Genomic DNA, 26,090 nt, shown 5'->3' with positions numbered 1-26,090 from the left:
GAATTAGAAACGGCGTTGGTGAGATTAATCACCCGCCGCAGATACCGCACGGCTTTCCCTCTTCCGCCGTGCAGTAGCGACCACGGCTTGTTTTACCGTAGTGGTCGCACTGGGCGTTGTGCCGAACGCCGCTCGAACTATTCAGCCAGAACCCGGTCGGAGCCGTCATCTCGGCCGCCTTGGCTTTCTCTTCTTCCGCTTCTCGACGTCGTCTTTCGTCGAGCCGAAACCGCCAAGGTTGCTGCGGATTCGGATCGCTCCAGATACCCTTCTGGGCCTTCTGGCTCTGTTTTTGAAGCTCCGCCAGGTGAGCGTCGCCGCTGAAATGGCGGTAGTGCCAGGCCATGCCCGATTCAATTTGGTCGTGATTCAACCAGCGATCATCGACGTAAATCTGCCCAAGGATCCGTCCGTACTGATCTTCCGAGGTGTAAACCACTAGAACCTCTTTGCCGTGACAGGCGTCGGAAAGAATTCGCTTCGACTTGTTGCCGAAGGCCTGGTTGCTCTCGGGTGCGTCGATTCCTTCCAGCCGCACACGCCGCTGCTGGTTGTCGGCGTCGAGCACACCGATCGTGTCGCCATCCGCCACGAAAACCACTTTTCCCCGCAGAATCCGCAGCGGATGATCAGCGATCCACTCGCGATCTTCTTCGGATAACCGTGCCACCGGAATAAGCATCCTTTGCCCAGTTTCCGGCCACAAACAGGCCTGATCGCCGTCGACGTACGCGAATCGTGATTTTGTCAGAGAATTTTTTTCGACATCTCGCCACTCGCGAAATGGGTCGACCAGCGGTGGATCAGGCTCGGCCTGTGCCAGGATCGCACCGGCCGGCAGCAATGCCAGCAGCAACAGCAGAAAGGCAAATCGATCGCGAAACATGACTATTTTGGATCCCGCCTTTCGGCAAGCAACTCTCGGAAAAAACAGCATGCCACCGCCGGCAGGGCCAACGATGGCATGTCTAGTTTAGTTCAGATGGAAGATGCGTTCTGCACCTTATTCGTTCAACGCGGCGGCAGCGGCGTTCTGGAATTCCTTGCGTAGATCGCTGCCATCGCTATTACCCAGGTTCGATCGCTGAACGAGGAGCAGGAAGATGCGGCCCTTAACTGGGTCGGCCCAGCTTTGTGTTCCGAACGCGCCACCATGGCCGAAACTGCCGGGGCTGAGTGCCGCGGTCACGCCTTGGGGCTGCTGCACGATGCAGTAGCCAAGTCCCCAGCCATTGCCTGGGGTGAAGCCGGTCACGATATCGCCGGTTTGCAGACGGGTCAGCTCTTTGACCGAGTCTCGCGACAAGATCTTGGCGTCCCCCAGAAAGCCACCGTTGAGCATCATCTGGTAGAACCGTTGCAGGTCACGGGCCGTCGAATACAGTCCGGCACTTGGGTTCGGATAGGGATCGGTTTCGACGTTGCCGATCCAACTGCTGTTTTCCTTCAGCTCGCCACTATCTTTGTCTTTGGCGTACAAGGTGGCGATGCGTGGCTTTTGCTCGTCGGTCGGTTTAAAGGTGGTGTCATTCATCTTCAACGGGGTGAAGATCGTCTCTTGCAGGTACTCGGCGTACGGCTTGCCCGAAGCGACTTCGATCACGCGACCTGCCACGTTCAAACCTGGGCTGTATTCCCACTTGGTTCCCGGGACGCTTCGCAGCGGTCGTTCGGCGAGAACCTTGCCGGTGTTTTCCAGCGACTTAACCACGCGTTGATCGCCACCCAGCCCCGACGTATGCGTAAGGACCTGGCGAAGGGTGATTGGCTTGTCGAGCGGCTTGCCATCGAGCTTGACGTTGGCGAACTCAGGGATGTACTTCGAGACCGGATCGTCGAGGTTCACCTTCCCTTCTTCAACCAGCGTCATCAGCGCCGTCGCAGTGATCGGTTTGGTCATCGAGGCAATCGCGAACATCGTGTCGGGCGTCATCGGCTTGTGGGCGTCGATGTTGGCATCACCGATGGCGCTCAAATGAACCACTTTGCCATCTTCAGAAACGAGAATCACCGCCCCGGAAACGACGTCTTCCTCGACCAGCTTGGCAACCGCCTGATCGACCGATTCGATCGCCGGAGCCTTCTGCCCGGTGTCTTGGGCCTGGACCGGAATGCCGGTGGCTAGCAGGGCGACAACGGCCAATCCTCGCCAAAGTGTCCTCAGGTGTGCTTGCATTGCTTCATGCCCTTGTGCAGAGATTCTCGGGGTGGGAAAGCTGGCAGCGTACCGCAATCCCCAGGGGTGTCAAGCAATTTCCACCCACCTGAGTTGGTGGGTATATTCCGCAAACTCGCCATGAAGTGTTCGTGAATGCGTTGAGTTCTACGGGGTTTCGTAGTTAGAATAGACTCTCGCTGTGGACGGCTCGCCCGTCACTCTACGAATTGATTCGAGGTCTGATGCGACGTTTCGGTAGTTACGCTCTGATTGCCACCTATATGGTGGTGCAGCTTTTCGGTCAGGTAATCCATGCCTGGTCGGGCTGTGAGCACGCGCACCTGCCGGGGCATTTTCACTCGGTCGCCGCAGTCGATCACGACGACCACACGCACGATCATTCGCATCATCACCACCATCACAATGCGGACTCGTCGGAAGCTCCGGCCGGTCCTGGCTGGAACGATACCGACCACCAGCATGGCATTGTGGTCGATGGCTGTTTGCTTTGCCAACACTTGGCCCTGGGGCAAATTGCTCCGGCCTCTTCAGATACGGTCGTTCAGGCCGTTGTTCTCGATCAGTTGGTTCCTTACTCGCAGCGGATCGCCACGCAGAAGTGGCTCGGTCCGAATTCTCCCCGGGCTCCGCCGGTAGCGTAGTTCTTCGCGCCACGCGTCTACATGCGCGTGTCTAACGATCGAACAGGTCTCCTGCTCGATCGTGATTCTTGGGAAACCTTGATTCCGCATAGGCATCGGTTCACCCAATTGCCAATCAGTGTGCCGACTTGCCCTGACTACCAGGCGGGTTGCCGCGCGACGCTATCCATATCTGTCCCAACAATATCCCGGGATGCCGCCATGGCATCTTCGGTTGCCCATACAAAGAGAATTCGAGATATGTCCGAACGCAAAGGTTTCACGCTCGTCGAACTGCTGGTCGTGATCGCCATCATTGGTGTTTTAATTGCCTTGCTTCTGCCGGCCGTACAACAAGCCCGCGAAGCTGCCCGTCGTACCTCGTGCTTCAACAACTTGAAGCAGTTGGGCCTGGCAATGCACAACTATCACGACACCTTCCTGACCTTCCCCAGCGGTTACATCGCGACCGATAGCGATCACAAAACGCCGCTCGCCGAAGGCCAACCAGGCTGGGGCTGGGCTTCGCTGATTCTGCCGCAGATGGAACAAGGCAACATCGCCGACAGCCTGATCAACTACAACTTGAACATCACCGACCCAAGCAACCAGGCCGCTCGCGAAACGATCATCATGGCCTATGCCTGCCCGAGCGATCGTTCGCCGGAAGTGTTCGAGCTGCACGACGAAAGTGAAAGCCATCTAACCGACCTCGCCTCGGCCAACTACATTGGCTGCTTCGGTACGACCGAACTCGATGCCTGCGAAGGCCTGGCTTCCGGTCAGCGCTGCGATGGCAACGGTATGCTCGGCCACAATGCCAAGCGCCGCATGGCAGACATCACCGACGGTACCAGCCACACGATGATGGTCGGCGAACGTGCGACCTCGATCAGCGGTGGTTCCGAACCATTGTTCAGCACGTGGGTCGGTTCGGTCAGTGGCGGCGAAGAAGCGATGGCTCGAATTCTCGGCATCGCCGACCATGCTCCCAACAGCCAGTACGAAGAAGAGCATGACGACCACGACCATGGCGAAGAACATCACCACCTCGACGACTTCGGCAGCCGTCACCCAGCCGGGACCAACTTTGTCTTTGCGGACGGTTCGGCTCACCTGATCACCGAAACGATCGACCTGAACGTCTACCAGGCCTTGGCCACACGTTCCGGCGGCGAAGTCGTTCCAGGCGACGCTTACTAATTCAGCCGCGGCAAAAAAGAAGCGGCCAGAGGAAACTCAGGCCGCTTGCCACGGAACTTGATTCTTGGAAGCGAACCGGTTAGTTCGCCACTTCCTCTTGCCGAGCGGACCGCATTTCAGCCAGATGCTTGGCGAACGCTTCGTGCACAAACTGCGGTGCTGAAACGAGTACGCTCAAATTCGTAGTAAATGGGTCAGCCTGAACTTCGAACAGATCCCAACGGGGACCGACTTCCTGGCGGATCGCTTCGACCAACGTCTTTAGGTTAGTCTTGAAGACACGCTGATCGGTCGTGGCGAAGCCTTCGTACGAGGACAAGTCATAGGCCTCGATCGTGCGAACATACGTGGACATTATCCGTGGTCCTTCGGTCACTTCGCGGTAAGCGTCGAGTTCGGAAAGCATCGCCTGTCCAAACTCATTCTCCTCACCATACTTGTCGAGCACACCCCGAGCTAGCAATTCGGCCGTGTGATAATGTCGATCCGTCAGGGCCTTGTGATACATTGACAAAGTATCCTGACTAGGCGTTGCGACCTTCGACTTTTCTTCTGCGAAGCCGGTGGAAGCCAGTGCACAAAAGACACAGCCTGCTAGCAGATTCTTCAGTTTTGCCATTCTTTCAACCTTCTGAGATACGTGCTGCAATCATGGTGAAGGGGAAAGGTAGCACCAGATTAAGAATCAGGGCAACGCGAATTTTAAAAGACCGCGATGAATCGCATGCTGGCTGCGATACCGCGTCAATCGCACCACAATCGATCGTCATCGAGAGCTTACGGGGCAAAGCCGAGTAGGTTTTCTTCTTCCACAATCATGGGCGAGACCGAGACGCTGCGCAGCGGCACACCAAGTGGTCGGCCAGCGCGAAGCTCCCATAGAGGGAGAGATCCGTTGATCATCCGGCAGTACAGTGGCAACGCACGTCGCGCGGTCCCGGAGATGTATTGAACTTCCGGACCATGACTTCCGCGAACAAAGACCGGCACACCTTCGGTTGGCGGCTCGGCAGCTGCGGTCGTCGTTGCAAAGCCAATCATCAAAAGGGCGAACCATCCAAAACGTCGCATCGCGTTCTCCAGATAACAGAAGACCAGTCGAGCTAGATTGGCAACATAGCATGGCCTCTCGTTTCACCACAACGCGAGTTATTCTTCCGGGTCGGCGTACGACTTCAACTGCCCGCAATCGCGACAGCGGTACGTCGTCAACAGATAAACTCCCTGGTTGCTGAAGATCGCCGTCCCCATTCGCCTTGCGGTCGGCTCGCCGTCATACCAGCGCGTTTGCTGCTGGAGCAGTCCTGTGACATGTTCTGGCATAAAGCCTTTCGACATCGCGACATCGCAATCGTGGCAAATCACCTCTCTCATCGCTCGCTTTCCTGGTTCGGATCGCCTATCCTCGGGGGAAATGCTTCCGATTGGCTCCCCACCTTAAGGCCACCTCTCATGAGATACTTCGTTCTTGCGGCTCCATTCTTGGCGATAGTCTTCGCACAATTCACTTACGCCGAAGAGCCTGCCAAGGGGAATCGTCTGCGACTGGAAACGAGTGCCTATCTGCAGATGCACGCCGAGAATCCGGTCGACTGGTATCCCTGGGGAGACGAAGCGCTGGCCAAGGCCAAACAAGAGAACAAACCGATCTTCCTGTCGATTGGCTATGCCAGTTGCCACTGGTGCCATGTGATGGAGAAAGAAAGCTTCTCGGACCAAGAGATCGCCGAGTTGCTCAACAAGCATTTCGTTTGCATCAAAGTCGATCGCGAAGAACGTCCCGACGTCGACGCCGTTTACATGCTGGCCACACAGATCATGTCAGGCGGAGGCGGCTGGCCGCTGAATGTGTTTCTGACGCCGGAAGGCAAACCGTTTATCGGCACAACCTATCTGCCACCCAACGATCGCGAAGTCCCCGTTGCCGACGGCCAGGCAGTCGCCGTGCAGCCAGGCTTTTCGACATTGCTCAAACGGGTTGCACTGGTTTGGATCGAACAGCCTGATCAACTTCGCGAAGTGGGGGACAACGTGACCCGGGCACTGAAGCAGGTGCTCGGCCGTCCGCTCCTTCCGCCAGACCTCGCCGAGTCGGACGCGATTGTACGGACCTTCGATCGAACCCTGGAGAAGGAATTCGATCCTCGCTTTGGTGGATTCGAGTTTGACGAAGCGAACGACAAGCTACCGAAGTTTCCGCAGCCTTCGTACCTCTATTACTTGCTAAAGCGAGCCGAGGCCGGGCACGCTACCTCGGCCAATATGCTTCGCTTAACGCTCACGCGAATGGCGGCAGGGGGAATCTACGATCAGGTCGGCGGAGGCTTCCATCGTTACAGCACCGATCGCCACTGGAAGATTCCACACTTCGAGAAGATGCTGTACGACAACGCACAACTCCTTTCGATTTATGCCGCTGCTTCGGAAACGCTCGAGGAACCGCAGTTCGCCAACACCGCACGCGGCATCGCCGACTTCGTCTTGGCCGAGATGACCAGCCCTGAAGGGACGTTCTATAGCGCCATGGACGCCGACTCGGAAGGAGAAGAAGGCGCCTTCTATCGCTTCACGCCGCAGCAGTTGCAGCAAGATCTCTCGGCCGATCAGCTACGTTTGGCGGAACAAGCGTTTGGCATGACGGGCAAACCCAACTTCGAGCAGAAGTACTTCGTGCCGCAGTTCCATGGTGCTCCGGAAGCGGACAAGCTAGTCGCATTGAAAGAACGGCTGCTCGAACTTCGCAACCAGCGTGAGAAACCGTTTCTCGATCAGAAGGTGATCACCAGTTGGAACGGGCAAATGATCCGCGGCCTCGCCGATGCCGGCCGAATTCTAAACGAACCGCGCTACACCGCAGCCGCCGCCAAGGCAGCCGATCATTTGCTGAAGACTGCCACCAACAACGATGGCCGACTGCGGCGCACGCCGGAAACGAAGGGGAATCAACCGACCGCTTATCTTGATGACTATGCCATGCTGATCGACGGGCTACTTGCTTTGCATAAAGCCACCGAAGAACAGCGTTGGCTGGACGAAGCCGTCAAGCTGCAAGCGACTCAACAAGCCCACTACTGGGACGAAACCGGGGGCGGTTATTACTTCACGCCGGACGATCACTCGGACTTGATCGTCCGCGGCAAGCTGTTCACCGATGGGGCGTTGCCGAGTGGCAACGCGATGGCGGTCAGTAACCTGAAGCAACTGGCGAAACGCGTTCCTGCCAATGCCGATCAATACAACGCATGGGCCGAGCAAACGCGGAAAGCCAGCGCCGTTCTCTTGAACGACCATCCCAACAGCACAGCCCGGATGGCAGCGGAACTGGTGCCGTAGCGACCGCCAGCGACTTACATCATGTTCATGAAATAGATCAGGATCGTCGGCACCATGTCGATTATGCCGACGAATATGCCGACCCAGTGCAGTTCGTTACGCGGACCTTCCTTCGTCGCGTAATCCCAGATCGCCAGCCCCACCAGCACGCCAATCGCAACGATCGTATTGGCAAACGACAGGCTGCTGAAAATAGGGCTGTAGTTGTAAAGTTGGAGGATGTACGAAAACAGAACTAGCACTTGTATGCACCCGGCAAGCACCACGAACACAAGCCACCACCGCCAATGCCTCCGCACCGGCAATAGAATCCCTACCCCGATCGACAACAACACCTCGACCATAACTTGCACCGCCAGAATCAAGAGCAGCAGCGTATTCACTCCGTCGATGTCGAATTCTAAAGCTTCCCGAAACACCCGTCGAATCAGCGACATCACCGTCTGGAGTACAAGTGCGCTACCTACCAGGCACAAAATCCAATGCCCTGGCTGAAAGTCGGTCTTCTTTCCCTGGAACCAGCGCCGAGCGAACAAGAACAACCCGGTGACCCCCAGCGTGAAGCTGATGAACAAGCAGCACTCCACAACAACATAGAGTGATGGGAGGTTGCTGTCGGCGAAGTCTTGCAGCCACAAGGCAGCATTCACCGCTCCGATCGTCACGCAGGCCATGATGTCGATCAGGGTGATTCTCGCCCGGTCGTCCTCTTCCCGCTTGACCGGCTGAGGCGCCGCTTCTTCCATCTGCCAATCGTCTTGCTGGTCGTCGGCCATTGAAACTTCCAGGGTAAGTGCCATCGGGAACCATTCGTCCCGTCCATAGCTTGCACGATGCTATGCGCAAATTCCAGTCGTCAGTGCAAATTGTGCGTAGTCGCCGTAAAGGGTGTTTCGGGAGCGCTGTTTTCTGTTGTGGTTGCTCTGAATCGATCTATGATGAAAACAACCCCGGACGGCCCCCACCGTATCCTTCAACACGATGGTTTCCGATGTTCGCACCTTCTCGCAGCCTGCTGGCTGGTGTTTGTCTGCTTGTTTTTTCGACGACTGTTTTTGCTCAAGGTACCGCTGCCGATTACGAGCGGATGGCAGGTCTTTACCGGGCCGCTCAGGGCAAAGTAACCCAGACGCGGGTCGAACCACATTGGCTGCCCGACGGCGATCGCTTCTGGTATCGCGTCGATCTGGGTGACAACCAGAACGAGTTCATCCTGGTCGACGCCACAACCTCTACACGGAAAGCGGCCTTCGATTCGGCCAAGCTCGCTCAGCAATTGGGCGAAAAGCTGGGCAAAGAGATCGAACCGCTGAAGCTTCCGTTCCGCACGATCACCTTCGCGGAAGATCAACAGTCGATCCTCTTCTACGTCGAGAAGACCCTATACCGCTTTGAACTGGAAAGCAACACACTGAGCACGGTCGATCCTTCCGACAAAGATGCCGCCAAGCCGGCCGGACCGTCGCAGACTCGTCCTTACCCTTCGGTCGATAAGGGTGGCGAAGTCAGCATGAAGATCGTCAACTCCTCGGCTGAACCGATCAAAGTGTTCTGGATCAATCGCGAAGGTCGCCCGCAGCTTTACGACGATTTGAAAGCAGGCGGCGAGTTCACTCAGCGCACGTTTCTAGGGCATGTCTGGATGGTTTTGAATGCCAAAGGCCAGGCCCTTTCGATCTATGAAGCAACCGACGGCGACAATCAGTTGGTCCTCGACGGCAAGAATGCGTGGGACATGCCACGCCGCCGCCGTGGTCGCCCCTCGGGCGAAGGTTCGCGTCGCCTCTCGCCCAATCGCGAGTGGAACGTCGCGATCGAAGACCACAACCTCGTGCTGCAAAAGCAGGGTGGCAGCGAACGCGTGCAACTGACCGAGGGTGGCACCGATAAGAAGTTCATCGAAGGCAACGCCTACTGGTCGCCTGACTCGAAGCGACTTTTGGTGATGGAAACCACGCCGGGCGATCAGCGCGAGATCACCATCGTCGAGTCCTCTCCGAAAGATCAACTTCAACCGAAGGTTCATACGCTGTCGTACGCCAAGCCAGGCGATGCCATCCGACTTCGTCGGCCACGTTTGTTCGACATCGAAAAGATGGAAGAGATCGCCGTCGACAACAGCTTGATGGATAATCCCTGGGCCATCGATCGTGTGAAATGGGAAGAGGACAGCAGCGAAATCCGCCTGCTGTACAACCAACGCGGTCACCAGGTGATGCGTTACCTGGCGATTCAAGCGGACGGCACGGTTCGGACGCTGATCGACGAAACGTCACCAACCTTCATCGACTGGACGAACAAGGTCTTCCTGGAAGAACTGCCAGAGTCGAACGAACTGATTTGGATGTCGGAACGCAGCGGCTGGAACCATCTTTACCTGGTCGACGCCAAGTCGGGCGAGGTGAAGAACCCGATCACCGAAGGGGATTGGGTTGTGCGCGAAGTCGAGAAGGTCGATCCCGAGAAACGTCAGATCTTCTTCAAGGCAGGCGGCATCGTGCCAGGCCAGGACCCTTACTACATCCACCATTGCCGCGTCAATTTCGACGGTACCGAGCTCACGATGCTGACCGAAGGGGACGGAACCCACCGAATCCAGTACTCGCCTGACGGACGCTACCTGATCGACGAGTACTCGCGGGTCGACATGCCCGCGGTCCACACGCTGCGTAAAGCGGACGATGGCTCGCTGGTGTGCGAACTGGAAAAGGGGGATTGCTCGAAGCTGATCGAAACCGGCTGGAAGCCAACCGAACGATTCGTGGCGAAAGCTCGCGATGGCGAGACCGATATTTATGGTGTCATCTACTTCCCCACCAACCACGATCCGGCTAAGAAGTATCCGGTGATCGAGTACATCTATGCTGGGCCGCAAGGGGCATTTGTGCCGAAGCAGTTCAGCACCGGCAGCCAACTACGCGAGATGGCCGAGCTGGGCTTCATCGTCGTGCAGATCGACGGCATGGGAACCAACTATCGCAGCAAGGCGTTCCACGACGTTTGCTTCAAGAATTTGAAGGACGCTGGTTTCCCCGACCGCATTCTGTGGATGCAAGCCGCCGCGAAGAAGTTCCCCAGCATGGATCTCGATAAGGTCGGCATCTACGGTGGTTCGGCCGGTGGTCAGAATGCCACGGCCGCCGTGCTGTTCCATGGCGACTTCTACGATGCCGCGGTCTCGGACTGTGGTTGCCATGACAACCGCATGGACAAGATCTGGTGGAACGAACAGTGGATGGGTTGGCCCATCGACAAGTCGTACGAAGAAAGCTCGAACGTGGTCAATGCCCATAAGCTGAAAGGGGACTTGTTCCTGATCGTTGGCGAGATGGATACCAACGTCGATCCGGCCAGCACCATGCAAGTGGTCGACGCCCTGGTCAAAGCTGATAAGGACTTCGACCTGTTGGTCGTTCCTGGCGGTGGCCATGGCAGCGGCAGCAGTGCTTACGGCATGCGTCGAACGCGCGATTTCTTTGTGCGAAAGCTGCACGGGGTAGAACCGCGTCGGTAACGTTCGACTACACTTATCGAAGTACTTCCATATCTTCTATGGTACTTCGCATGAACGAACCGAATCCTTTTGCATCTCCAGCGACGGTCGAGGGGTCGAACTCCGGTTCCTCGACCGTTCGTGTTGGGCCTGAGCTTCTGCCGCCGCCTCCGCCAGGGCAGATCAATTCGCCGCCGGGGGTTCTCTCGTCGGTGTTTTTGTTGGCGGCCGTGATCTTTTCCCTCTTGGCGCTGACCCTATCAGCGGCGCTGCTGCGCGATGTCTTGATGATCCAAGCGATTGTCTTTGGCGTCTGGCTTGGCTGCGGCAACGCGCCCCTCGGGCAGCGATTGCTCTTCAGTTCTGCGTTGGTCCCGTATATCTACTTCGCCGCCTACCAGACCAGAGGACTGCATCAGACCGAAGTAGACTCCTTCGCAGCAAGCGTGATGATTGCCTTCATCATGACATTGACTGCCGACTTGTTCTTGTCGCTGCAAACGTCACGCTCGCGCTACACGGTCCGCATGTCGACCGCCCACTGGCTCTTGCTTGCCATCGGCATCATCGTGGCGGGCGTTGCCTGGAGCTTGGCGGTGGATAAGCCCTTCACGCCTGCGGTGCCGTTGGCTCGAATTGTTTTTATGAGCGGCATCTGCCTGACGGTCACGCTCCCGCTTCTGTATCGCAAATATGGGCATACCTGGGGCATGTGGCCGCTGATATTTGCTTGTGCCCTGTTCCTTTCGACGGGCCTAAGCCTTGCGATCGGAGCCCTATCCGCGTTGACTCTCGGCCCTGGCTTCGCCCTTGTATTTGGAGCGACCGTTTACTCACTCGACTACTTCCTGCGCTGCCTGGGAAGCTCTTTTGTGCCGTTCCCGAATTGGAGTTCTCCTCCGATACAGCCGCCGGAGGATGAACCACCGCTCGGCTGAACCGGACCTGGCAAACCGCAGCGATTGCGTCTTTTTCGGATCGATTTGCACCAGAAACACCCGATTTAGCCTGAACAAAGGTTAATCTTTCGCGGCGGGCAATTTCTGGATGAACCCTCCTTCGTTATGGAATATCCTTAAGGAAGGTAGGCATTGCCCCGCGAATCTGGGCAAGCGAACACGCAACGCATCCACAGCCCCACATGGTGGAATGAGCGATAATCCTGTCGAAGAGGAACCTCCGTCTCGACCGTCTCTGCTGACGGTCCGCAACGTCGAGCGCACCTTCACCATGGGCGAGGTGAAGGTCGAGGTGCTCAAGGACTTATCGTTCGATGTTTACGACGGCGAAGTCCTGGCGATGGTCGGCCCCAGTGGTTCTGGCAAGTCGACCATCTTGAACCTGATCGGCGGACTCGATCAGCCCAACCATGGCAGCGTCCTCTTCGACGACATCGATCTGGCGAAGGTCTCGTCGCGAGCCCTGACGCGTTACCGGCGGAAGCATGTCGGATTCGTCTTTCAGTTCTATAACCTCGTGCCGAACCTCACCGCACTCGAGAACGTTCTTTCCGCCGCGGAACTGGCCGACCATCCTCTCGATGCCGAAGAGATGTTGGCAAAGGTTGGCTTGAAAGATCGCATGGACCACTTTCCTTCGCAGCTTTCGGGTGGGGAACAACAACGCGTCGCGATCGCTCGGGCCGTGGTCAAGAATCCCAAGCTTCTTCTATGCGACGAACCAACCGGTGCCCTCGATTTCGAAACCGGCATCAGTGCCTTGGAACTGCTGCTCGAGTTCAATCGTGACCTGGGAACCACGGTACTGATCATCACGCATAACACCGCACTGGCCGATGTCGCCAGCCGCGTGATTCATTTGCGCAGTGGCGAGATCGTGAAGATCGATGAGAACGCTCAACCTCTGCCACCGTCCGAGGTGGTCTGGTGAGCATCCTGAATCGGAAACTGCTCCGCGACCTGCTCGCTGCCCGCGGTTTGTTGATCGCGATCATCAGCATCATGATGCTTGGCTCCGCCTTGCTGATCGGCATGCAGTCGACGTTCTACAACATGCGTGCCGCGAAGGATCGCTATTATCGCCACTGCAAGATGGCCGACTTCTGGATCGACCTGAAGAAAGCCCCCCTGGCCGAACTCGATGTTTTGAACTCGATCGATGGCATTCGGAACTGGGAACCTCGCATCCAGTTTCCCGTGACCGTCGATTTAGAGGACCGCGTTCGTCCGCTGAACGGCACGGTGATCTCGATGCCGAACCAAAGACGAGCAGTCACCAACGACATCGTGCTGGTTCGAGGCGACTACTTCACCGACAAGGGGGAACCCGAAGTCATTGTCAACGACAAGTTCGCCGAGGCGAACCGTCTCCATCCAGGACAGAAGCTGCATCTGCTGCTGAACAATCGCCGCGAGCAGTTCCTGATTGTGGGGACCGCGATCAGTGCCGAGTTCACGTACCTGATCGGTCCCGGCAGCCTGACGCCCGACCCAGAGAATTTCGGCGTCTTCTATTTGCCGCAGAAGCAGATGGAAGAGCTGTTCGACTTTGAAGGAGCCGCGAACCAGGTCGTCGGCCACTTCACTCCGCAAATCGGCAGGCAGGCCGATGAAGCGATGGAACTCGCCAAGCGGAGACTCGAATCATCTGGCTTCATTAGTTCGACGCTGCTGAAAGACTTCACCTCGAATTACTTCGTCAGCAACGAAATCAACCAGCTCAGCAGCATGTCGGCGTTCATGCCCACAATGTTCTTGATTGTGGCGGCATTGATTTTAAATGTGCTGATGACGCGACTTGCTAAACAGCAGCGAACCACCGTCGGTACGCTGAAGGCACTTGGCTACAGCGATGCGACGATCTTTCTGCACTTTCTGCAGTTTGGAGCGGCGGTCGGGCTGATCGCCGGGCTGTTGGCGAGTTTGCTGGGAACGTTGGTAACGATGGGGATGCTGGCCCAGTATCAGAACTTCTTTCAGTTCCCTGACCTGCGAAACGATTTCTATCCGCAGACGCATCTGATCGGTTGGAGCGTGAGCGTGGTCTGCGCGATGCTTGGCAGTGTGCATGGTGCCCGGCAGATGCTGCTGTTGCGGCCGGCGGAAGCGATGCGTCCCGAGCCGCCTGCCAAAGGTGGTCGCATTCTGCTCGAGCGGTTCACGCTCTTCTGGGATCAACTTTCGCCGGGCTGGCGTGTGACGCTGCGGTCGATGGTCCGTCATCGAACGCGCTCTGCGATTGCTCTGTTCGCTGGAACTGTCGGGGCAGGGATCCTCGTCAGTGGTTTGATGATGATGGAAGCCACCGAGTATTTCATCCGCGACGAATTCGAGCGTCGCAATCGCAGCGACATCGATCTGACCTTCAAGGATGCCTTGGACCGGCAGGCCTGGTACGACCTATCGCACCTGCACGGCGTCGATCGCGCTGAACCGTTGTTCAACGTCGCTTGCGACTTTGTGCATGGTCCGTACCAGCGTCAAGGAGCGATCCAGGGGATCTTGCGCGATGCTCAATTGACCGTGCCGACCGACCAAAACGATCGACGGATATTGATCCCGAGCGTCGGCCTGGTGATGGAACGCCGGCTGGCCGAACATCTGCATTTGAAGGTGGGCGACCTGGTCGAAGTGAACCCAAAGGCAGGGCGTCGCGATCCTCTTTCGATCCCACTGACCGCCATCAGTGATAGCCAGTTTGGCTTGAATGTGTATGCCGATCTCGAGTACCTCTGCCGCTTGCGGGGCGAGTCGTTCGCAATGAGTGGTGCCCAGTTGAAGATCAATCCAGCCGAGAGCGTTCAGCGCGAACTGTATCGTTCGCTTAAGCAGATGCCGGCGATGGAAGCGATCAACTCGCGATTGGAACTAATCAAGAACATGCGCGAGACGATCGTGCAGAATCAAAACGTGGCGATTGGCATGATCGTTCTGTTTGCCGGAACGATCTTCTTCGGCAACGTGCTGAACGCCTCGCTGGTGAACCTATCTGAACGCCAGCGCGAAGTCGCCACGATGGGAGCGATGGGTTACACCCTTTGGGAGATCGGGCTGCTGTTTCTGCGAGAAAGCCTGGTGCTGAACTTAATCGGAGCCCTGTTTGGGTTGCCGCTGGGATATGTGTTGATTGGTTTGATGACGCAGATGATTGATCAAGATCTGGTGCGTTTTCCGATCGTGATGGCCCATTGGATTTGGATCAGTGCGCTGATCACGGCGTTGGCCTTCACACTGCTGGCCCATGGAGTCGTTCAATGGCGGATTCAGGGCATGAATTGGCTTGAGTCGTTGAAAGTTCGCGAGTGAGTGCCTTCCACCGGCACGTTTTCGCAAAGAGAGAAAAGACCATGTTCAAAACGATTGCAATTGTCGTCGGCCTGCTGCTGGTTGTCGGCGGCGTCTGGTACCTGACCCAGTCAGGCGGACCGCCGGTCGATGTTGTCGTCGCGGCCCATCGGCCAATCGAAGAGTACATCGACGAACAAGGCAAGACCCGGCTGCCGCGAACCTACGTGATCTCGATGCCGTTCGATGCCCGAATCGGCGAGATCTCTTTGGAAGAGGGAGACCATGTCGCCCAAGGTCAGCAAGTCGCACGCATCGTGCAAGAGGACGTCGAAGCAGAGTTCGCCGAAGCGAAAGCGGCCGTCGAGCGTTTGGCAGCTTCGATCCGCGAAACGGGTGACAAGTCGGTCGAAGAGACGACCCGTCAACAGGCCGAGTACTTCGTGCAGTCGATGGTCAACACCGTCGAAGCCGCCAAGACACAGATGACCGCCAGTCGTTCTCGCTACGAGTACGCCAGCACCTTTCTCGGACGGGTTCAACGGCTCATCGAAAAGGGGGCCAAGACCGAAGACGATCTCGATCGAGCGAACCTACAGAAGGTGGAAAGTGAAACGGAATACCAGACCGACGTTCTCACTTACCAGGCGATCCTTTCCATCGACGCCGCCACGCGACTACTTCCTAGCATGGTAGGGCAGTACATCGATCGCAAAGACCTCTCGGTCGCTGTGCTACAGCAACAAAAAGCGGAAGCAGAAGCCCGGCTGCGTACGGCTCAGCTTCGCCTGGAACGATCGACGATGACCAGTCCAGTCGACGGTGTGATCCTGGCCAAAGACCTCACAAGCGAGCAGCAAGTTGCCGGGGGAACAAAGTTGCTTGAGATTGGACAGTTAGACCAACTGGAAGTCGAAGCGGAAGTATTGAGTCAGGATGCTACCCATATCAAGGCAGGCGATCGGGCAGAGATTTATGGCCCTTCGCTTGGCAAAAAAGCGGGCGAGGGAATCGCCATGAAAGTCGAACGGGTCTACCCGGCTGGGTTCACCAAAGTCAGCTCGTTGGGGGTCGAACAGCAGCGCGTGCTGGTGATCTTGCGGTTTGATTCAGGCATCACCGTCGAAGCACTGGAGCAACAGGGGCTGGGCGTCGACTACCGCGTTCAAACCCGGATCTACACCGACGAGAAGCCTCAAGCACTCGTCATTCCCCGATCTGCCATCTTCCGTAATGTGTCGGGAAGTTGGCAGGCATTCGTCGCGAAAGCGGGTCGGCTGGAACGTCGCGATCTGCAACTCGGCCTGATGAATGATCTGGAAGTCGAAGTCCTCGAAGGAATCGAACCTGGCGAGCATGTTTTGATTTCGCCCGAAGCATCGCTGACCGTCGGAGCAGCCATTACGCCAGTGCAAGTTGGTGCCCCAGAAGAAGGCGCATAAAAAACCCCACAGACGGGGCAGAGCCTGTGGGGCCGATGCTAAGGACGCGAGCGCCCTCAGCTTCATCTCAAAGTGTACGTCTATGTGATACGCATCATTCTACACCCTTTTAAAAAGAGTCCAGGAATGATTGCGTAATTACTTCTTGGTTCCTAGTCGTTCTCACGAACTTCAGATTATTGCAGAATTCGAGAACGTAAACAGCACGTTCTTTCAAAATTCACAGTTTTTTGCGGTTCAACGTCCACACAAAATCCCTATCGGACTAAGCGATAGCCAGCTACAGACTGGGTTTGCGACAGGTAGCCCCAGCAAGTATCGTGGCACTACCGGAAAGCCAGCTTGGGATGCTGGCGGACAACCATTTCAGACGCCCCCCTCAACTGTGGTCGGTGATCACCGCCGAACCATCTTCCGTAAAGCGGAGACGAATGTCAGTAATCAGCACTGAGCCAGTTACTACGAAACGGCAGCAAAGCGAGTTCGTAGAGTTTCCGTGGAAGCTGTACCAAGACGATCCACTTTGGATTCCGCCCCTGCGTCAGAACCTCAAAGAGTTGGTCAACTTTGCTCCCCATCCGTTCTATAACCAGAACGAAATCCAGTGCTTTCTGGCCCGTCGCGACGGGGAAGTCGTCGGCCGAATCGCCGCGATTTTAAATGTTGGTCACAATGAACGTTACAAAGAGAAGCGAGGCTTCTGGGGCTTCTTGGAATCGGTTGACGATACCGAAGTCAGTGGTGCCCTTTTCGATGCGGTGAAAGCCTGGTTCGCGGAGAAAGGGATCTCCAAGATGCGGGGACCCGCAAACCCTTCGCTCAATCACGAGGTCGGGACCCTAGTCGAAGGGTTCGATACGTCGCCCGCGTTCATGATGACCTACAACCCACCCTACTACGAACGCCTGATCGAAGACTACGGCTATACCAAAACACAGGACATGTATGCGTTTTGGGGTCATATCGACATGCTGGAGGGGCTCGACCCCAAATTGCAGTTCATTGTCGACGAAGCCAAAAGCCGCTTCAACTTGAAGCTGCGGCGGATGGATCGGAAGCGTTTCAAAGAAGACGTTTACACGTTTCTCGACATCTACAACCGATCGTTGGTCGGAACGTGGGGGTTTGTGCCTATCGATAAGTCGGAAGTCGATAAGATGGCGGCCGACCTCAAACACCTGCTGGTCCCCGAACTGACTTCGGTCTGCGAAGTCGACGGCCAGGTAATCGGTTCGATGTTCGGCATGCTCGACTACAACCCGCGTATTAAGAAGATCAACGGTAAGCTGTTTCCCTTCGGCTTCATGCGGCTGCTATGGAACAAGCAGGCGATCAAGAACATGCGTCTGATTTCGACCAATGTGGTCCCCGAGTATCAGCGTTGGGGGATTGGCCTGGTGATCCTGGAGCGACTCGTTCCGGACATCAAAAAATGGGGCGTGAAGGAAGTCGAATTTTCGTGGGTGCTGGAAAGCAACCACCTCTCGCGTGCTTCCTTGGAGCGGGGCGGGGCGAAAAAGTCGAAGACTTATCGCATGTACGACTACGCCCCAGCCGAGAAAACGTCCGAATAATCGGCCTCGAAAACATGGTTTTCGTCTGACATCGCGTGCCGCGGGGACGCTCCCGGTACGCGATCTGCGTTTGCTTTCCCAACGCTTCCCGATATACTAAGGATGGAATGATTGTCATTGTTCCCGCGCATCGTCCATTAAGTAGTAACCCCAAGGAGTGTTATGTCTAAGAAAGAAGAGGCTCTTGAAGTCGAAGGCACGGTGACCCAGGCACTGGCCAACACCCGCTTTCGTGTCCAGTTGGACGTCGGTCCGACGGTCATGGCGCACGTTGCCGGCAAAATGCGCAAGCATTTCATCCGTATCGTTCCTGGCGACCGTGTTCGCGTCGAACTGTCTCCCTACGACATGACCAAGGGACGCATCGTCTTCCGAGAGCGTTAATAGCTCGCCCGGCGAGAAGCTTCTGTACTCTCGCTTGATTCCCCTCGAATCCTGCCCGAGGGCTGGGTCTGTTCCGGTAGCACCCTTGGTTTTCTGGGGAAAATTACCTGCCTTACCACGGCAGAGGGTCCATCCAGCCATTTCCGGCGACGCAACTTCCCGTTGCGCCAAGAATCTTGCCCCACCGTTGAAACTTCCGCGGAAAAACGGTGGTAAGCTTGCTGGAAATGTACGCGCCGAACTTCTTTGGGCCTCGGCTCCTTGGCTTTAACGGCCGCTCGGTCTGCGGTACATTTGGACAGATTCCCCCGGAGGTTGGGCTACCAGCCGACTTCCCTTCCCGCGCTTTTGATGGGGGAAGGCCAATCTTATTAATCAACCCCTCTCAGGAGACGGATGCAGTGAGCAAATTGATCCAACATTGTCGCATGGCTATCGCAGGCTTGTTGCTTGCCGCCATGCCGATGGTCGCCCTTCATGCCCAGGACGCCGAATCGAAGCCCGTAGCGGTCGTATCGGTCGCTCCACTGAAGAAGATTCTTGGCGACGTTCAGTATCTGGCCGACGCTGCTCAGCAGACCGATGCCGGTCGCATGGCAGCCTTCATGGCCGCTCCCTTCACAGGCGGCATCGACAAGTCGCGACCAGTCGCCGTGGTGGTGATGACCAACGGTCAAGACTTCGCTCCGACCGCTTACCTGCCTGTCGAAGACTTCGACAAGCTGGTTGCCACCGGAACCGAACAAATCGGTCCACCAACCGATGTTGGTGAAGGGGTTAAGATGTTCACCCCGGGCCAAATGCCGGTCTTCGTCAAGCAGATCGGTCAGTGGGCCGTAGTTGCGATGGATCAGGAAAAGCTGGCCAACCCGCTGGCGGACCCAACCGCACTGCTGATGACCTTGCCAGCCGACTACGATCTGGCTCTGAAGATTTTCCCAGGCAACATTCCAGAACTGTACCGCACCGTTTTCATCGAACAGTTGAAGACCGGTATCGAACTGTCGCTGCAACAGGAACCAGATGAAACCGACGAAGAGTTCGCCGCTCGTAAGGAGCAGTTGAACAACCAGTTGGCCGACATCGATCGAATCTTCACCGAACTGGAAGACATCACCGTTGGCTGGAACGTCGACGCGACCCAGCAGGGTACTTACTTCGACATCGCTTACACCGCCGGTGAAGGCAGCGAATTCGCCAAGTCGCTTGCTCTGAACAGCGACCTCGCCACAGAGTTCGCCGGGTTCACCAACCCTGCTTCCGCTTTCAGCTTCCAGGTCACCGAAAAGCTGACCGAAGCTGACATGCAGCGTGTTGGTAAGCAGATGAACGATCTGCGAGATCAGGCTGTCCGCCAATTGGTTGCCGATGGCGAACTGGATGGCGAAGACCTGGAATCGGCCAAGAAGGTGATCGACCTCGCGATCGATACCCTGATCGAAACCGCCAAGACGGGTCGCATCGACGGCGTGATGTCGGTCGATCTGGCCGACGGCAAGGGTGTCTTCCTGGCTGCCGCTCACGTTGCCGATGGCCAGCGTGTGGAAGACGGCTTCAAGGAACTGGTCAAGTTGGCTGCTGAAGATGGCCTGCCACCGGTTGAGTGGAACGCCGGCACGCACCAGACCGTTCGTCTGCACGTGCTGAAGGTTCCAATGGACGACGCTCCACCAGAAGCCAAGAAGATCCTCGGCGATGCTCCAGAAGTCGTTCTGGGTGTTGGCGAAAAGAGCGTTTACATCGTCGGTGGCTACGACGCCATGGCTCGCATCAAGAAGGGTATCGATGATTCGATGGCCGCAACCGACGCCAAGTCGTCGATCTTCGCCATGCACCTGGCCGCTCTGCCAATCCTGAAAATCACGAAGGAAAACAGCCCACGGCCAATGCCAGGCATCGACGAAGCAATCGAAGCCCTCTCGGGTGGCAACGATAAGTTCATCGTCTCGGGTGACATCACCGATCGCGTCGTCCGCATCCGTATCATGATGCAGGAAGGCCTGATCAAGGCGATTGGCGCCGGCGTTGCCGCTGCCAACGCTGCTGGCCCAGCCGGTGGTGACTTCGAAGACGACGCCCCGGCCTTCTAAGGTCGACGGATCAGCCGTTAAATCAACCTGAAAGAGACCTTTCCTGGAAAGGTCTCTTTTTTTGCGCCGGGTGGGCGAAAACGCGTGTCTCACTACAATAAAGTTCTGATCTCATGCCCTCTTTCACGGTTTGGTAAACGACATGCCACAAGTCCCCACGTTCTCGACGTCGCGCCAGGAAATCGCCGGAGTTTCCGTCAAGCAGTTGGCCCAGCAGTTCGGCACCCCGACCTATGTCTACGACGCCGCTAAAATTATCGAGCGCGTGAAGGACCTGGCTTCGTTTGACGTGGTGCGTTACGCCCAGAAGGCCTGCTCGAACCTGGCGATCCTGAAGCTGGTTCGCGACAACAACGTGATGGTCGACGCCGTGAGCGCCTGGGAAATTCGCCGGGCCCTGGCCGCTGGTTACGGTACCCATGGCGAACCAGCCCCGATCGTCTACACCGCCGACATCTTCGATCGCGAAGCCCTCGAGCTGTGCATCGAGCATGGCCTGCACGTCAACTGCGGCTCGCCTGATATGATTCGCCAACTCGGCGAAATGGCCCCGGGTCGCGAGATCACCCTCCGAATCAATCCTGGCTTCGGTCATGGTCACAGCCAAAAGACGAACACCGGCGGTCAGCAGTCGAAGCATGGTATCTGGCACGAACAGCTGAACGACTGCTTGCTGTTGGCCGATGCCAACGGTTTGCAGATCACCGGCCTGCACATGCACATCGGCAGCGGCACCGACCTGGAACACTTGTCGCAAGTTTGCGATTCGATGGAGAAGGCCGCTCTGGAAGTGGGCCGCAGCATCAAGACCATCAGCGCTGGTGGTGGTCTGCCGGTTCCTTACAACAGCTCGCAGTCGTACGTCGATCTGGACAAGTACTTCGAACTGTGGGACGCCACGCGTAAGAACCTTGAGAAGGCGTTCGATCACAAGATCTCGCTTGAAATCGAACCAGGTCGTTACCTGTCGGCCGAAGCAGGCTACCTGATCACCGAGATCCGTGCCGTCAAGCAAATGGGTGACAACCTCTTCTACGTCGCCGATGCTGGCTTCAATAACCTGGCTCGTCCGATCATGTACGGCGCCTATCATCCGATTTCGGTCGCTCGCCTCGATGGTCAGCAGATCGGAGCCGAGCACGACGTGATCGTCGGTGGTCCGCTCTGCGAATCGGGCGATATCTTCACCCAGGAAGAAGGTGGCTTCGTAAGTGCCCGGAAGCTTCCACCCGCCACCGTTGGTGACTTGCTGGTGATCGAGTGTGCCGGTGCCTACGGTTACTGCATGAGCTCGAACTACAACTCGAAGCCAATGGCTGCCGAAGTGCTGATCGAAAACGGCGAAGCCCGAACGATCCGTCGTCGTCAGACGTTCGAGAGCTACATCGCTGACGAAATGGTCTAACTCTCACGGAGACCACCGTGCCGCGGAACATCGAAATCAAGGCTCGTCTCGCCAATCGTGCGGAAGTGGAAGACCGACTGATACCGCTGATCGACTCAGGTCCAATCACGTTGCATCAAGTCGACCACTTCTTTCGCGTGCCAGACGGGCGATTGAAACTGCGGCAAATCAATGGCGAACATGCCGAGCTGATCTCATACCATCGATCCGACTCGGCTGGTCCGAAGACGTCGAGCTATCGCCGGGTGCCGATCATTCATCCCGAAGACCTCACGGCACTGCTTGGCGACATTCTGACCCCGCTGGGTACCGTCGTGAAAGAGCGAACGTTGTACCTGGTCGGTCAGACGCGAATTCATCTGGACGAAGTCGAGATCCTCGGAAGCTATCTGGAACTCGAAGTCGTGCTCAACGACGATCAGACCGAGGAGGAAGGGACCGCCGTCGCGAACGACCTGATGCAGCGACTTGGCATCCAGGAAGAAGACCTCCTGATCAGGGCGTATCTCGACCACTTGCTCAAGTAGTCCAGCGAACATCGTCGCCGGCGTTGGCCATCACCTTCGGCAAATCGAAGCGGACCTCAAGGATCGAGAAGTCATCGGCAAGTTTGTTGCTGCCGGTCAGATGCCGCACGTGCCGATAAAGTTCGTCCATCTTCGATCGCCCAGGTTCGACCGGCTGGTTCATGAAGGTCACGAACTCGTCGAACGTCCATTCTTCTCCATCTTTCTTGTGGATCTCGAACACCCCATCGCTAAATAGAAACAGCCGGGAAGGGGAGGGAACCTCGATGCAGTGGGTCTCGAAATGAGGCCAATCGATCATCCCCATCAGCGGCCCATCCGACGCCAGGCGAATCGGCTTGCACGAATCGCTTTCGTAAAGCAGCACTGACGGATGACCACCGCCACCCCAGTGCAATGTTTGCGTCGGTCGATGAAAGACGCCATACCACATGGTGAACAGCTTGTTGCCGTGCCGGTCCATGGTGAACGATTCGTTCAAACCTTGCAGCACTTCGCTTGGGTTGCGGAAGTCTGCGCCAGGCAGCGAGGCACCACGAACCACGTTCACGATACTGACCGCAAGCAAAGCGGAATCGATCCCGTGACCGGTCACGTCGAGCAGATAGATCGCCATGTGATCGTCGTCGATCCAGTGATAACCCATCGCATCGCCGCCGAGGTCTTCCGACGGAACATACCGCCAGTCGATCGCAATCGGCCCCGACGCTGGCTCCGGGATCAATCTTGCCACGTAGTCAGCACCTGCGTCGAGATCGCGTTGCATTCGCTCGTTGGTGCGTTCCAGCTCTTGGGTACGTTCGCGAACAAGCTCTTCGAGGTGAGCGTTATAACGTTCGAGCTGCTGGTTCTTCTCCCGAAGTTCTTCCAGTAGCGCGGCCCGCGATCGCATGTTGATTGCTTCACGCTGGCGGTCGAGAAATTGACTCGATAACGAACCGCTGAAATTGGTCACCTGCTTACGAAAGACAATCTCTTGCGCTTCCTCGCCACTGGCGTACTGATGCACTTCATCGAAGATCTCGTATAGCGCGGTCGACAGACGCGTATGCTTCGACGTTAAGAACTGCAGGCCTAGAACCAAGTCGGCGTGGGCTTCTTCGACATGCACGAACAAGCAGCCAGGCACCGGGTGTGTGAGCAATTGCCGGACAAGATCGGACAACGACGTCGCCATGCGCGTCGCCATGGCCGAACTGAATCCGAATGCCGCACCGAGTCCTAGAATCTTGCGACGCACTTCGACAATCGCCGACTCGTCGAACAGGCGGATATCTCCGAGTTGGGTTTTCATTGGAACCTCGCCACGATGCAAGAGGCGTCGTCGTGCGGCTGCCCGAACGTTTCGACGACTCTCTGGGCTGCTCGTTGACTGGTATCGCATCGAAGTTGGGGGCACTGATCGAGTTCAAATCGACCTGACACGCCATCGCTGTGCAGTAACAGCAATTCATCTTCCTGCAGCGTTTGCGTTTCGAGGGAAGGGGTGCGCATGGTCTGTCCGACCACGCCTTCGCGGGTCAGCATATGACGTGGATGGGTGCCGAGCGTACGACAGACGGTGTTGCCGATCCCGACGTAACGAACGGCGCCCGTGGAAGGCTCGATCGTCACCAGCCCGACGACGGCGCCGCGCCCTTTCGCTTGATGCTCTTGCAAGTATCGCATCAGCGACAGCAGATCCCATTTCGGGGTCCAGCCGCGAATCGCTTCTTCGATTTCGATCGCGGTGGAATACGCTTGCGGGCCGTGACCAAGCACATCGACCAAAGCCAGAAAGACAAACTCTGGTTCGATCTCGACAATCGCCAGGTCACCACCGACGCAATGGCCGACCGCGTTACGAACAAAGCGACCGGTTTGCAGTTGGGTGGTTGTCATCACTTCCATTTCCTCACCGTTATCCTGGTCCCTTCGCCCACGTTCGATTGAATCGCAAACTCGTCCATCAATCGCTTGACGCCTGGCAAACCCAGGCCCAGCGTGCCACCGGTGCTGTGATGATCTTGCATGGCTGCCTCGATCGATTCGATCCCGGGCCCATGGTCCCAGGCAACCACCTCGATCCCTTGCTTTGTTCCCCACGTGATCTGCCGCAGGATGATCTCTCCGTGGTCGGCATACTTCAGGATGTTGCGCGCCAACTCGGATACTGCCGTCGCGACGAGTGCGACCTGGGTTCCCTGCATGCCAACGGACTGGGCCATCTTGCGAGTTGCCATGATGGACCGGGCCAGGCTGGCCTCGGTACTAACCCAGATCCTCAGTTCCGGCAGGTTCATCCGATTGCCCCGTCGCACCTCCCTTGGCTGCCCATCTGCGGTTGAAGCAGGTCGAATGCCTGGTCCAAGGTCAACGCGGTTTCCAAGCCGCTGAAGTCGAGATCGTAGTCCATTAACGAACAAGCGATCTCAGGCTTCACCCCAACCAGCATCGAACGCGCGCCCATCAATCGCGACATCCGCATGATCTCGCGAATCGACTCGAACTCGACGCAATCGATCACGTCGACGCCCGATACGTCCAACAACACCACGCGGGTTTGTGTCTGTTGGATCTTTTCGAGCAGATCGCGTTTAAAACGAAACAGGACCGAATCGTTCAAGTCAATCTGGATCGATGCCACCAGGCAGCCGCCCGTGAGTTGCATTGGAATCCGCGGAACATGCGCGGAGTCATGGTTCATGTGCGTGTCCCATCTTCCCGCAAGACAAGTTTCATCGCTTCAAAAGTGCCACGCAGCGCGTCTTTCAAGGTCGCCGTCGTGCGGATGTCGCCGACGTTGATACCAAGTTCGACAATCGTCTGCGCGATCGCTGGCGACACGCCGCTGATGGTGCACGTGCATCCCATTAGCCGCGTCGCCTTCGTGATTTTGATCAAGTGATTGGCGACCGCCGTATCGACGACCGCCACCCCGCTGATGTCGAGGATGAGCGTTCGCGAGTGGGTGTCGGCAATCTTGTGCAGCACGGCCGTCATGATGTCTTGGGCTCGTTTAGAATCGATGATCCCAACGATCGGTAACATCAACACGTCGTTCCACACTTCCGTCACCGGCGTCGACATCTGCATCAACGAGTCGTGCTGCTCGGCAATGATGCAGTTGGTCTGCCGCATGAAGGTATCGACCACGATGGCCGTGTCGAGCATGATCAGCTTGGTCACGGCTTTGATTGCCTTGGCGTAACGATCGTCGGCCAGGCTGCGGTCGTACAGTACATCGGTCCAGATTCGTAGCGAGCGATACATGCCCGACACGTAGACCGGCAATGGCAAACCGATACGGGCATGATTCGCGCCGACCGATTTACGTTTTTGAACATAGACATCGGTGATTTCTGCTGAGAAGAAATCTTGCCAATAGCGGACCTGAAGCATCTTCACCCGCTGCAACGTCGCCGGGTCCGAGAAGTACATCTCGTAGTCGGGTTGCGTTTTCAGCCAGTCGTAAAATTCGCGGATGAAGTCGTCCATCCGAGGCGTTACGATCTTGGCGTATTCGAGGATGAGTTCAATATCCTCCGCGGTAACGTGATACAGTTCGCGAAGTTCTTCAGCCGACAAGTTCCCGAGATCACAATGCGCATTCATGG

The 26,090-nt window shown here is 56.8% G+C and carries 24 protein-coding genes; 13 read left to right on the top strand and 11 right to left on the bottom strand.

The window, feature by feature from the left end:
* Positions 1-28 precede the first annotated feature (28 nt).
* Both ABD890_RS12240 and ABD890_RS12235 read right to left on the bottom strand, forming a co-directional pair.
* The gene (locus tag ABD890_RS12240) at positions 29-886 is read right to left on the bottom strand and encodes a thermonuclease family protein (RefSeq protein ID WP_345089424.1); all 858 of its coding nucleotides are present in this window, start codon (positions 884-886) and stop codon (positions 29-31) included.
* A gap of 117 nt (positions 887-1,003) precedes the next feature.
* Positions 1,004-2,176 carry a serine hydrolase domain-containing protein gene (locus tag ABD890_RS12235; protein ID WP_345089421.1) on the bottom strand — a complete coding sequence of 391 codons (1,173 nt, stop codon included), beginning with the start codon at positions 2,174-2,176 and terminating at the stop codon, positions 1,004-1,006.
* Between the two features lie 224 nt (positions 2,177-2,400).
* On the opposite strand from ABD890_RS12235, the gene ABD890_RS12230 reads away from it, so the two are divergent.
* Together ABD890_RS12230 and ABD890_RS12225 are read left to right on the top strand one after the other, a co-directional pair.
* A complete protein-coding gene (locus ABD890_RS12230; RefSeq protein ID WP_345089418.1) occupies positions 2,401-2,820 on the top strand; it encodes a hypothetical protein in 420 nt (139 codons plus the stop codon).
* A 240-nt stretch (positions 2,821-3,060) separates the two neighbouring features.
* Complete coding sequence (locus ABD890_RS12225; RefSeq protein WP_345089415.1) at positions 3,061-4,002, top strand: DUF1559 family PulG-like putative transporter; 942 nt, start codon at positions 3,061-3,063, stop codon at positions 4,000-4,002.
* Between the two features lie 79 nt (positions 4,003-4,081).
* Here ABD890_RS12225 and ABD890_RS12220 read toward each other — a convergent pair whose 3' ends face one another.
* From ABD890_RS12220 to ABD890_RS12210, 3 genes are all read right to left on the bottom strand, one after another.
* Complete coding sequence (locus tag ABD890_RS12220) at positions 4,082-4,510, bottom strand: hypothetical protein (RefSeq protein ID WP_345089413.1); 429 nt, start codon at positions 4,508-4,510, stop codon at positions 4,082-4,084.
* Positions 4,511-4,779: 269 nt separating this feature from the next.
* Positions 4,780-5,073, bottom strand: a complete 294-nt coding sequence (locus ABD890_RS12215; protein WP_345089411.1) for a hypothetical protein — start codon at positions 5,071-5,073, stop codon at positions 4,780-4,782.
* 78 nt (positions 5,074-5,151) lie between these two features.
* On the bottom strand, positions 5,152-5,376 hold the full coding sequence (locus ABD890_RS12210) for a hypothetical protein (protein ID WP_345089408.1): 225 nt from the start codon (positions 5,374-5,376) through the stop codon (positions 5,152-5,154).
* Positions 5,377-5,454: 78 nt separating this feature from the next.
* Here ABD890_RS12210 and ABD890_RS12205 point away from each other — a divergent pair, with 78 nt between their 5' ends.
* Positions 5,455-7,335 carry a thioredoxin domain-containing protein gene (locus ABD890_RS12205; RefSeq protein ID WP_345089405.1) on the top strand — a complete coding sequence of 627 codons (1,881 nt, stop codon included), beginning with the start codon at positions 5,455-5,457 and terminating at the stop codon, positions 7,333-7,335.
* A 14-nt stretch (positions 7,336-7,349) separates the two neighbouring features.
* Here ABD890_RS12205 and ABD890_RS12200 read toward each other — a convergent pair whose 3' ends face one another.
* Positions 7,350-8,135, bottom strand: a complete 786-nt coding sequence (locus ABD890_RS12200) for a hypothetical protein (protein ID WP_345089402.1) — start codon at positions 8,133-8,135, stop codon at positions 7,350-7,352.
* A 191-nt stretch (positions 8,136-8,326) separates the two neighbouring features.
* Between ABD890_RS12200 and ABD890_RS12195 the strand changes: the two genes are divergently transcribed.
* The 10 genes from ABD890_RS12195 to ABD890_RS12150 all read left to right on the top strand — a co-directional run bounded on the left by ABD890_RS12195 (position 8,327) and on the right by ABD890_RS12150 (position 22,494).
* Positions 8,327-10,849 carry a prolyl oligopeptidase family serine peptidase gene (locus tag ABD890_RS12195; RefSeq protein WP_345089400.1) on the top strand — a complete coding sequence of 841 codons (2,523 nt, stop codon included), beginning with the start codon at positions 8,327-8,329 and terminating at the stop codon, positions 10,847-10,849.
* A gap of 50 nt (positions 10,850-10,899) precedes the next feature.
* Entirely contained in the window at positions 10,900-11,766 is an 867-nt protein-coding gene (locus ABD890_RS12190) for a hypothetical protein (protein ID WP_345089397.1), read from the top strand.
* Positions 11,767-11,977: 211 nt separating this feature from the next.
* On the top strand, positions 11,978-12,718 hold the full coding sequence (locus tag ABD890_RS12185; RefSeq protein WP_345089394.1) for an ABC transporter ATP-binding protein: 741 nt from the start codon (positions 11,978-11,980) through the stop codon (positions 12,716-12,718).
* Positions 12,715-15,093, top strand: a complete 2,379-nt coding sequence (locus tag ABD890_RS12180) for an ABC transporter permease (protein ID WP_345089391.1) — start codon at positions 12,715-12,717, stop codon at positions 15,091-15,093. The genes ABD890_RS12185 and ABD890_RS12180 overlap by 4 nt, the downstream gene beginning before the upstream one ends.
* 41 nt (positions 15,094-15,134) lie before the next feature.
* The gene (locus tag ABD890_RS12175; RefSeq protein WP_345089389.1) at positions 15,135-16,514 is read left to right on the top strand and encodes an efflux RND transporter periplasmic adaptor subunit; all 1,380 of its coding nucleotides are present in this window, start codon (positions 15,135-15,137) and stop codon (positions 16,512-16,514) included.
* 431 nt (positions 16,515-16,945) lie between these two features.
* Positions 16,946-18,088, top strand: coding sequence for a GNAT family protein (locus ABD890_RS12170; RefSeq protein WP_345089386.1), 1,143 nt, complete (start codon positions 16,946-16,948; stop codon positions 18,086-18,088).
* A 162-nt stretch (positions 18,089-18,250) separates the two neighbouring features.
* Positions 18,251-18,472 (top strand): translation initiation factor IF-1, encoded by a 222-nt coding sequence (infA, locus tag ABD890_RS12165; RefSeq protein WP_105331308.1) that lies wholly within the window; start codon positions 18,251-18,253, stop codon positions 18,470-18,472.
* A 401-nt stretch (positions 18,473-18,873) separates the two neighbouring features.
* The gene (locus ABD890_RS12160; RefSeq protein WP_345089374.1) at positions 18,874-20,562 is read left to right on the top strand and encodes a hypothetical protein; all 1,689 of its coding nucleotides are present in this window, start codon (positions 18,874-18,876) and stop codon (positions 20,560-20,562) included.
* A 142-nt stretch (positions 20,563-20,704) separates the two neighbouring features.
* Positions 20,705-21,967, top strand: a complete 1,263-nt coding sequence (gene lysA / locus ABD890_RS12155; RefSeq protein ID WP_345089371.1) for a diaminopimelate decarboxylase — start codon at positions 20,705-20,707, stop codon at positions 21,965-21,967.
* A gap of 17 nt (positions 21,968-21,984) precedes the next feature.
* Positions 21,985-22,494, top strand: coding sequence for a class IV adenylate cyclase (locus ABD890_RS12150; protein ID WP_345089368.1), 510 nt, complete (start codon positions 21,985-21,987; stop codon positions 22,492-22,494).
* Here the strand turns inward: ABD890_RS12150 and ABD890_RS12145 are convergent.
* From ABD890_RS12145 to ABD890_RS12125, 5 genes are read right to left on the bottom strand one after another with little or no spacing between them, the layout of a single operon-like run.
* Positions 22,487-23,788: a PP2C family protein-serine/threonine phosphatase gene (locus tag ABD890_RS12145; RefSeq protein WP_345089365.1), complete on the bottom strand. Its 1,302-nt coding sequence runs from the start codon at positions 23,786-23,788 to the stop codon at positions 22,487-22,489. The genes ABD890_RS12150 and ABD890_RS12145 overlap by 8 nt on opposite strands.
* Positions 23,785-24,375, bottom strand: a complete 591-nt coding sequence (locus ABD890_RS12140) for a SpoIIE family protein phosphatase (protein WP_345089362.1) — start codon at positions 24,373-24,375, stop codon at positions 23,785-23,787. Before ABD890_RS12140 ends, ABD890_RS12145 begins: the two co-directional genes overlap by 4 nt.
* On the bottom strand, positions 24,375-24,776 hold the full coding sequence (locus ABD890_RS12135) for an ATP-binding protein (protein ID WP_345089359.1): 402 nt from the start codon (positions 24,774-24,776) through the stop codon (positions 24,375-24,377). Before ABD890_RS12135 ends, ABD890_RS12140 begins: the two co-directional genes overlap by 1 nt.
* Entirely contained in the window at positions 24,773-25,180 is a 408-nt protein-coding gene (locus ABD890_RS12130) for an STAS domain-containing protein (protein WP_345089356.1), read from the bottom strand. The genes ABD890_RS12135 and ABD890_RS12130 overlap by 4 nt, the downstream gene beginning before the upstream one ends.
* Entirely contained in the window at positions 25,177-26,088 is a 912-nt protein-coding gene (locus ABD890_RS12125) for a protoglobin domain-containing protein (RefSeq protein WP_345089353.1), read from the bottom strand. Before ABD890_RS12125 ends, ABD890_RS12130 begins: the two co-directional genes overlap by 4 nt.
* Positions 26,089-26,090 lie beyond the last annotated feature (2 nt).

It is taken from the genome of Bremerella cremea, assembly GCF_039541315.1.
GTDB lineage: Bacteria > Planctomycetota > Planctomycetia > Pirellulales > Pirellulaceae > Bremerella > Bremerella cremea.
This window is presented reverse-complemented; position numbering and strand designations above follow the sequence as displayed.

Coding starts and splice junctions, on each gene's coding strand:
- ABD890_RS12240 (WP_345089424.1), bottom strand. CDS start 886: ATGTTTCGCGATCGATTTGCCTTTCTGCTGTTGCTGCTGGCATTGCTG.
- ABD890_RS12235 (WP_345089421.1), bottom strand. CDS start 2,176: ATGCAAGCACACCTGAGGACACTTTGGCGAGGATTGGCCGTTGTCGCC.
- ABD890_RS12185 (WP_345089394.1), top strand. CDS start 11,978: ATGAGCGATAATCCTGTCGAAGAGGAACCTCCGTCTCGACCGTCTCTG.
- ABD890_RS12135 (WP_345089359.1), bottom strand. CDS start 24,776: ATGAACCTGCCGGAACTGAGGATCTGGGTTAGTACCGAGGCCAGCCTG.
- ABD890_RS12170 (WP_345089386.1), top strand. CDS start 16,946: ATGTCAGTAATCAGCACTGAGCCAGTTACTACGAAACGGCAGCAAAGC.
- ABD890_RS12225 (WP_345089415.1), top strand. CDS start 3,061: ATGTCCGAACGCAAAGGTTTCACGCTCGTCGAACTGCTGGTCGTGATC.
- ABD890_RS12205 (WP_345089405.1), top strand. CDS start 5,455: ATGAGATACTTCGTTCTTGCGGCTCCATTCTTGGCGATAGTCTTCGCA.
- ABD890_RS12130 (WP_345089356.1), bottom strand. CDS start 25,180: ATGAACCATGACTCCGCGCATGTTCCGCGGATTCCAATGCAACTCACG.
- ABD890_RS12175 (WP_345089389.1), top strand. CDS start 15,135: ATGTTCAAAACGATTGCAATTGTCGTCGGCCTGCTGCTGGTTGTCGGC.
- ABD890_RS12230 (WP_345089418.1), top strand. CDS start 2,401: ATGCGACGTTTCGGTAGTTACGCTCTGATTGCCACCTATATGGTGGTG.
- ABD890_RS12195 (WP_345089400.1), top strand. CDS start 8,327: ATGTTCGCACCTTCTCGCAGCCTGCTGGCTGGTGTTTGTCTGCTTGTT.
- ABD890_RS12215 (WP_345089411.1), bottom strand. CDS start 5,073: ATGCGACGTTTTGGATGGTTCGCCCTTTTGATGATTGGCTTTGCAACG.
- infA (WP_105331308.1), top strand. CDS start 18,251: ATGTCTAAGAAAGAAGAGGCTCTTGAAGTCGAAGGCACGGTGACCCAG.
- ABD890_RS12200 (WP_345089402.1), bottom strand. CDS start 8,135: ATGGCACTTACCCTGGAAGTTTCAATGGCCGACGACCAGCAAGACGAT.
- ABD890_RS12190 (WP_345089397.1), top strand. CDS start 10,900: ATGAACGAACCGAATCCTTTTGCATCTCCAGCGACGGTCGAGGGGTCG.
- lysA (WP_345089371.1), top strand. CDS start 20,705: ATGCCACAAGTCCCCACGTTCTCGACGTCGCGCCAGGAAATCGCCGGA.
- ABD890_RS12140 (WP_345089362.1), bottom strand. CDS start 24,375: ATGACAACCACCCAACTGCAAACCGGTCGCTTTGTTCGTAACGCGGTC.
- ABD890_RS12210 (WP_345089408.1), bottom strand. CDS start 5,376: ATGAGAGAGGTGATTTGCCACGATTGCGATGTCGCGATGTCGAAAGGC.
- ABD890_RS12145 (WP_345089365.1), bottom strand. CDS start 23,788: ATGAAAACCCAACTCGGAGATATCCGCCTGTTCGACGAGTCGGCGATT.
- ABD890_RS12220 (WP_345089413.1), bottom strand. CDS start 4,510: ATGTATCACAAGGCCCTGACGGATCGACATTATCACACGGCCGAATTG.
- ABD890_RS12125 (WP_345089353.1), bottom strand. CDS start 26,088: ATGAATGCGCATTGTGATCTCGGGAACTTGTCGGCTGAAGAACTTCGC.